At 45.9% G+C, this 5,636-nt stretch carries 6 protein-coding genes and 1 tRNA gene; 6 read left to right on the top strand and 1 reads right to left on the bottom strand.

Going from position 1 to position 5,636, the window contains the following annotated elements:
- The 4 genes from lepA to RMO35_RS16070 all read left to right on the top strand — a co-directional run.
- Positions 1-1,379 (top strand): translation elongation factor 4 (gene lepA / locus RMO35_RS16055; protein WP_309742332.1); only part of this gene is annotated, 1,379 nt, incomplete at its 5' end.
- 62 nt (positions 1,380-1,441) lie between these two features.
- Positions 1,442-1,813 (top strand): transcriptional regulator, encoded by a 372-nt coding sequence (locus RMO35_RS16060; protein WP_309742333.1) that lies wholly within the window; start codon positions 1,442-1,444, stop codon positions 1,811-1,813.
- Positions 1,814-1,895: 82 nt separating this feature from the next.
- Positions 1,896-2,693 (top strand): class I SAM-dependent methyltransferase, encoded by a 798-nt coding sequence (locus RMO35_RS16065; RefSeq protein WP_309742334.1) that lies wholly within the window; start codon positions 1,896-1,898, stop codon positions 2,691-2,693.
- 90 nt (positions 2,694-2,783) lie between these two features.
- Entirely contained in the window at positions 2,784-3,509 is a 726-nt protein-coding gene (locus RMO35_RS16070) for an HAD family phosphatase (RefSeq protein WP_309742335.1), read from the top strand.
- Positions 3,510-3,545: 36 nt separating this feature from the next.
- On the opposite strand, the gene RMO35_RS16075 is transcribed toward RMO35_RS16070, so the two are convergent.
- Complete coding sequence (locus tag RMO35_RS16075) at positions 3,546-4,346, bottom strand: glycerophosphodiester phosphodiesterase (protein WP_309742336.1); 801 nt, start codon at positions 4,344-4,346, stop codon at positions 3,546-3,548.
- A gap of 165 nt (positions 4,347-4,511) precedes the next feature.
- Between RMO35_RS16075 and RMO35_RS16080 the strand changes: the two genes are divergently transcribed.
- A tRNA-Gly gene (locus RMO35_RS16080) sits at positions 4,512-4,583 on the top strand.
- Positions 4,584-4,620: 37 nt separating this feature from the next.
- Positions 4,621-5,636, top strand: a 1,016-nt coding sequence (locus RMO35_RS16085) for an AAA family ATPase (RefSeq protein WP_309742337.1), incomplete at its 3' end; no start/stop codon positions are given.

Consider the following 5,636-nt stretch of genomic DNA (forward strand, 5'->3'; position numbering starts at 1 on the left):
AGCGGGTACGCGCCGAAATTGAGGAGATTATCGGTTTGGATTGTAGCGGGGCGATTTTGACTTCCGCAAAGCAGGGGATTGGGATTCAGGAAATTTTAGAATCGGTGGTGACGCTGGTACCGCCGCCGCGAGATACCATTAATGAACCTTTACGCGCTTTGATTTTCGATAGTTATTATGATAGCTATCGCGGTGTAATTGTCTACTTCCGCGTCATGGATGGGAGCGTCAAACGCGGCGATAAAATTCGACTGATGGCAAGTGGCAAAGAATATGTCATCGATGAACTCGGTATTCTCGCCCCCACCCAAATCGAAGTAGATGAGCTACACGCAGGGGAAGTAGGCTATTTCGCTGCATCGATCAAAGCTGTCGGCGATGCACGGGTAGGCGATACGATTACGATGGTGAGCAATCCCGCAGCCACAGCTCTCGACGGTTATGCAGAAGCGAAACCGATGGTATTTTGTGGGTTATTCCCAACAGATGCAGATCAGTATCCAGAGTTGCGCGATGCGTTGGATAAATTGCGCCTGAATGATGCGGCTCTCAAATACGAGCCAGAAACTTCGAGCGCGATGGGATTTGGTTTTCGGTGTGGATTCCTGGGTTTATTGCACATGGAAATCGTCCAAGAACGACTGGAGCGAGAATATAATTTAGACTTAATTACCACCGCACCGTCGGTAGTTTATCGAGTCACGGATATTCAGGGTAAAGAAACTTATATTGATAATCCCAGTACCCTTCCCGATCCCAATCATCGCCAAAAGATCGAGGAACCCTACGTCAAGTTGGAGATGATTACTCCCGAGGAATATGTCGGGACTTTGATGGAGCTGTGTCAAAACAGACGCGGTGAATTCAAGGACATGAAATATCTCACCAAAGGGCGAACCACGGTAATTTATGAGATGCCTTTAGCGGAAGTCGTGACTGATTTCTTCGATCGGATGAAGTCAAATACGCGCGGTTATGCAAGTATGGAGTATCAACCGATCGGGTATCGCGAAAATCATTTGGTTAAATTAGACTTGATGATTAATGGCGATCCTGTCGATGCCCTAGCAATGATCGTCCACCGCGATAAAGCTTATAATGTCGGTCGGGCAATGACTGAGAAACTCAAAGAATTAATCCCCCGTCACCAGTTTAAAGTCCCGATTCAAGCCGCGATCGGTAGTAAGGTTATCGCCAGTGAAAATATCCCCGCACTGCGAAAAGATGTCCTCGCAAAATGTTATGGCGGTGACATTTCGCGGAAGAAGAAACTGCTCCAAAAGCAAGCTAAAGGTAAGAAACGAATGAAGTCTGTGGGGACGGTGGATGTGCCGCAGGAAGCATTTATGGCGGTGTTGAAGTTGAATAAGGACACCTAGCACCATCTCATGCTTCGGTGCGTTACGATTGGGCGATAACGCACCCTACGAGCTACAAACTAATGGCAATTTTAATCAGCACGGAGGATGAATACGGACAGTTTTTAGCTGTGGCGGAACGCTTAACTTTTAAGCAAAACCAAACGCCTGAAGAGTCAGCATTATACGACTTAGTGACGATGTTAATAGAGGCATATGAGCTACAACATTACGAGATCGATCGAGCTTCGCCATCTGAAGTGTTGCAGCATATCATTGAATCTAGTGGGATCGATCGGGCAGAATTAGTTAATATTTTTGGATCGAGTGAATCAGTCTCGCAAGTTTTGGCAGGAGCGAGATCGATCGAACCAAGTTGGGCACAGGCTTTAGGTAATCGATTCAAGTTATCACCAAAAATATTCTTACAATCGTGCAAGTATGGCAACAGTTAACTGAGTACTTGTTTATCTCCGAGAATATTGCACGATAATGAGAAAGTGTTGCTTGCAAGCGTAAATTTTATCCGATATTATTATGGCGATTCGACAAGATACATTGTGGGAACAGTTTTTATCACCGTTGATTCGCGGCTTGCTAGATAAAGAGCAAATGATCGCAGTGCGCGATCGCATCGACTGGCAGGATACAATCGATCGATATCAATTACCCGCATTTGTCTATCCAGAGTACTATCACACTCAAAACTATCATGGGATCGAGGGTGGATATTTAACTCAGACGGCGGCGATTACCTACGATCCGATTACGCAATACGTCTTGCCACCTTACGAGCCGTGGGTGCGCCAAGGTTTGATAAATGAAGTGCGATCGCGACCCCAACGAATTCTCGATCTGGGCTGCGGTACGGGTTCGATGACTATTCCACTCAAAAAAGCCTTTCCGGATGCCGTAGTGACGGGTTTAGACTTGTCTCCGTACATGTTGGCAGTAGCGGAAGACCGCGCGCGCGAAGCAGGTTTAAATATTAAGTGGCAACATGGCACAGCGACGGAATTAACCCAGTTTGAAGCGGGTAGTTTCGATACGATTACCGCTGCGTTATTATTTCATGAAACGCCGCCTGCGATCGCGCAAACTATTCTCACCGAAAGTTATCGTCTGCTAGCTCCCGGCGGCCAAATCCTGATTCTCGACGGCAATCAAGGCACGCTTCGCAGTCTGGATTGGCTCAATAATATCTTTGAAGAACCCTACATCCAAGCCTACGCCGCTGGCAATCTCGATGCCTGGTTAGGTAAAGCCGGATTTGACGATGTACGCACCAAAGATGTATTTTGGCTAAATCAAGTCACAGTAGGCTTTAGGCTCTAGGCTTTAGGCTTTACGTTTTAGGGGCGCAAGCGTCCCAACTACTAATTACCAATTCTCAATTATCAATTCTCAATTCTCAATTAATTAAGTGTGGTTTTAAAAGCAGTTTTATTTGATTTCAATGGAGTCATTATCAAAGATGAAGCAATTCATCGATCGCTAATCGACGAGCTATTATTAGGGGAGAATTTAACACCCCAAGGTAGACAATTTTGGCAAGTATCTGTCGGTAGAAGCGACCGCGCCTGTCTAAAGGAATTATTAAAATTGCGCGGGCGATTTGTTACTGATGAATATTTAGATAAGCTAATTGCTAAAAAAGCAATCGCCTATCGTCAAAAGTTAGAGCAGCTTGAGGCTTTACCTATTTATCCCGATGTGGTGCAGTTTATCGAGCAGATGTATAACAGCCAGTATAAATTGGCGATCGTCACAGGGGCAATCGGTTCGGAAGTAGAGCTGGTTGTCAAGCAGGCTAAAATCGGGATGTTCTTTGATACGATCGTCTCTGGCGATGAAATTAGTCAGAGTAAACCAGATCCGGAAGGGTATTTACTAGCGATCGAGCGGTTGAATAAACTTTATCCAGATCTGCATTTATTACCGTCGGAATGTTTGGCGATCGAGGATACTTTTGCAGGGATCGAAGCGGTTAAAGCCGCTGGGATTCAAGCAGTAGCGATCGCCCATACTTATCCATTTCATATGTTACAGCGGCGAGCTAATTGGACGGTCGATACTTTTGCAGATTTAGAGTTAGATCGACTGAATGATTTTTTTGGTGGTGCTAAATCGGGTGATGAACAGCTAGCATGACACTTCACTCTAGAGCGATTGCCGCACATTACCTACTCAAACAGCCTGTTCCCGATCGCGCCCAAGTCGATCGAGGATTTTTAGCGCTAATTCTGGCTTGTCAGTAATTATTGCTGAAATATACTTACTGCTGAGCAGCTTAAATAATCGCCACTCATCATTAACAGTCCAGACATAAACTTCTCTTTTGAGCAACTTCATGCGCCATAAGAAACCAAATTTTAACAGCCGAAAGTGAGGTGCCACAAAGTCTGCTCCTGTTCTCAGTATTCTATATTCTGGGAAAAACTGAGCGAAAATACTTGATAAGGGAAATTTGCCGCTAACTTTCCCCAGCAATAAACCTGTTTTAATTTGTGGATCTAAATCTTTAATTCTCCTAACCGAAGCATCATTAAAAGACTTGATGACAAAATCAGAATATTTTAAGTATTTGGTAGTCAAAGCCACAATCCGATCTTCATAGCCTTCCTCTTTAAGTTCGATGTCTAGGGCGATGCGATCGCAACATAGTTTGAGAATATCTTCAAATAACGGAATATCAAAGCCCTTGCTTTGGGCGATCGATCTCAGTTCGTGATATGGAAGATCGCTAATATTAATGTTATCGATCGCGCGATCGTGATAACTGATGAGGTAGCCATCTTGGGACATCCGCAGATCGAATTCAATTTGGTGAATACCGATTTCATTGGCGCAGTCTGTCAGTAAGAGTATTGCTTTTTGGAAAGCTTCAATTGTATTCTCGAATTTTACAGTAGCTGTATTGCCTCGATGAGCGACGATGCTGATTTTCAGCGGCTGCGCCAACGAGACCTGACGGTGCCTCTTATTCATAACGAGCGACCAATGATGATATGCGATCGAAGTTTTGCTAAGTTAGCAAGTTACCTCCAGTTTTCTCTATCATAAGTCAACCTCCTGAAAGTATCTGTGGTCTATCGATCGCAAAAAGCCCGCTCTGTTGGAGAATCGCGTTGTGTGTTAATATGATGCTAGTGTGCGGGTGTAATTCAGTGGTAGAATGTCACCTTCCCAAGGTGAACGTCGTGGGTTCGAGTCCCATCTCCCGCTTTTTTGTACATTATATGTACATTTCATCGATATTTGCATGTTCAACAGTCTCGATCCGATTTGGCTATTTCTGGGCGGCTTAGTCATTCGGTATGGAGGCGACTTACTCAAACTCATCTTTCAATTTGGACTGCAACGTGTATTGTGTCAGATTACGATCGCGGATACCAATCCGATTTATAGTGCGATCTGTTGGGAACTAGAACGCACTGGCAAAGTTTATGACTTTAGCGAACTGATCTATACTTCCATTTCATTAGTGCCACCCGCGATCGAGTCACCCACCCTCAAAACCAAACTCCAACCGCGCTCGGGGTGGATTGGGATTGGCTATCAGGGCGCGTATATCGGCATTCATCGGCATGACTTTAAAGTTACCGATTTGCAAAATACCCAGCTAATTACCTTGGCAACATTGCGCTGGTGGCAACCTCAGATGCTCGACTGGTTGAGCAATATCGAGCAAAACTACAACATCGAAGCACCCCTGATCGTCCGGCTGATTGGCGGGACAATTTCGATCGTGCGGACTCAAACCAAGCGACGCCGGGAAACTCTCGCCCTGGATATCGTCACTGAAACCGAACTCTTCAAAGATCTCGATCGCTTCCTCGTCAGTCGGGATCTCTATCGCCAACGGGGCATCCCCTGGCGGCGGGGATATCTCCTCTACGGCCCCCCAGGTACGGGTAAAAGCTCGCTAATTCAGGCGATCGCTAGTTTTTATGGTCGGCAGCTTGTTTCCCTGTCCCTGACCGACATGGACGATAGTGCCCTGCTCCGTGCCTGGTCGGAAATTACCGCCACTTCGATCGTCGCGTTAGAAGATATCGATAGTGTTTTTTCCGGTCGCAAACCTCTGGGGGAGCTATCTTTTAGTGCGCTCCTGAATACCCTAGATGGCGCAGGAGCCGTCGAAGGGAGCATTACGATCCTGACTACCAATCATCGCGAACAGCTCGATCCAGCCTTGATTCGCCCCGGTCGGTGCGATCGCGAATTCGAGCTAGGTTATCTGACCGCTCAAAGTTGCGCCAAGATGTTTGTCTGTTT

This window comes from Chamaesiphon sp. OTE_20_metabat_361, assembly GCF_031364565.1.

Coding starts and splice junctions, on each gene's coding strand:
- RMO35_RS16060 (WP_309742333.1), top strand. CDS start 1,442: ATGGCAATTTTAATCAGCACGGAGGATGAATACGGACAGTTTTTAGCT.
- RMO35_RS16065 (WP_309742334.1), top strand. CDS start 1,896: ATGGCGATTCGACAAGATACATTGTGGGAACAGTTTTTATCACCGTTG.
- RMO35_RS16075 (WP_309742336.1), bottom strand. CDS start 4,346: ATGAATAAGAGGCACCGTCAGGTCTCGTTGGCGCAGCCGCTGAAAATC.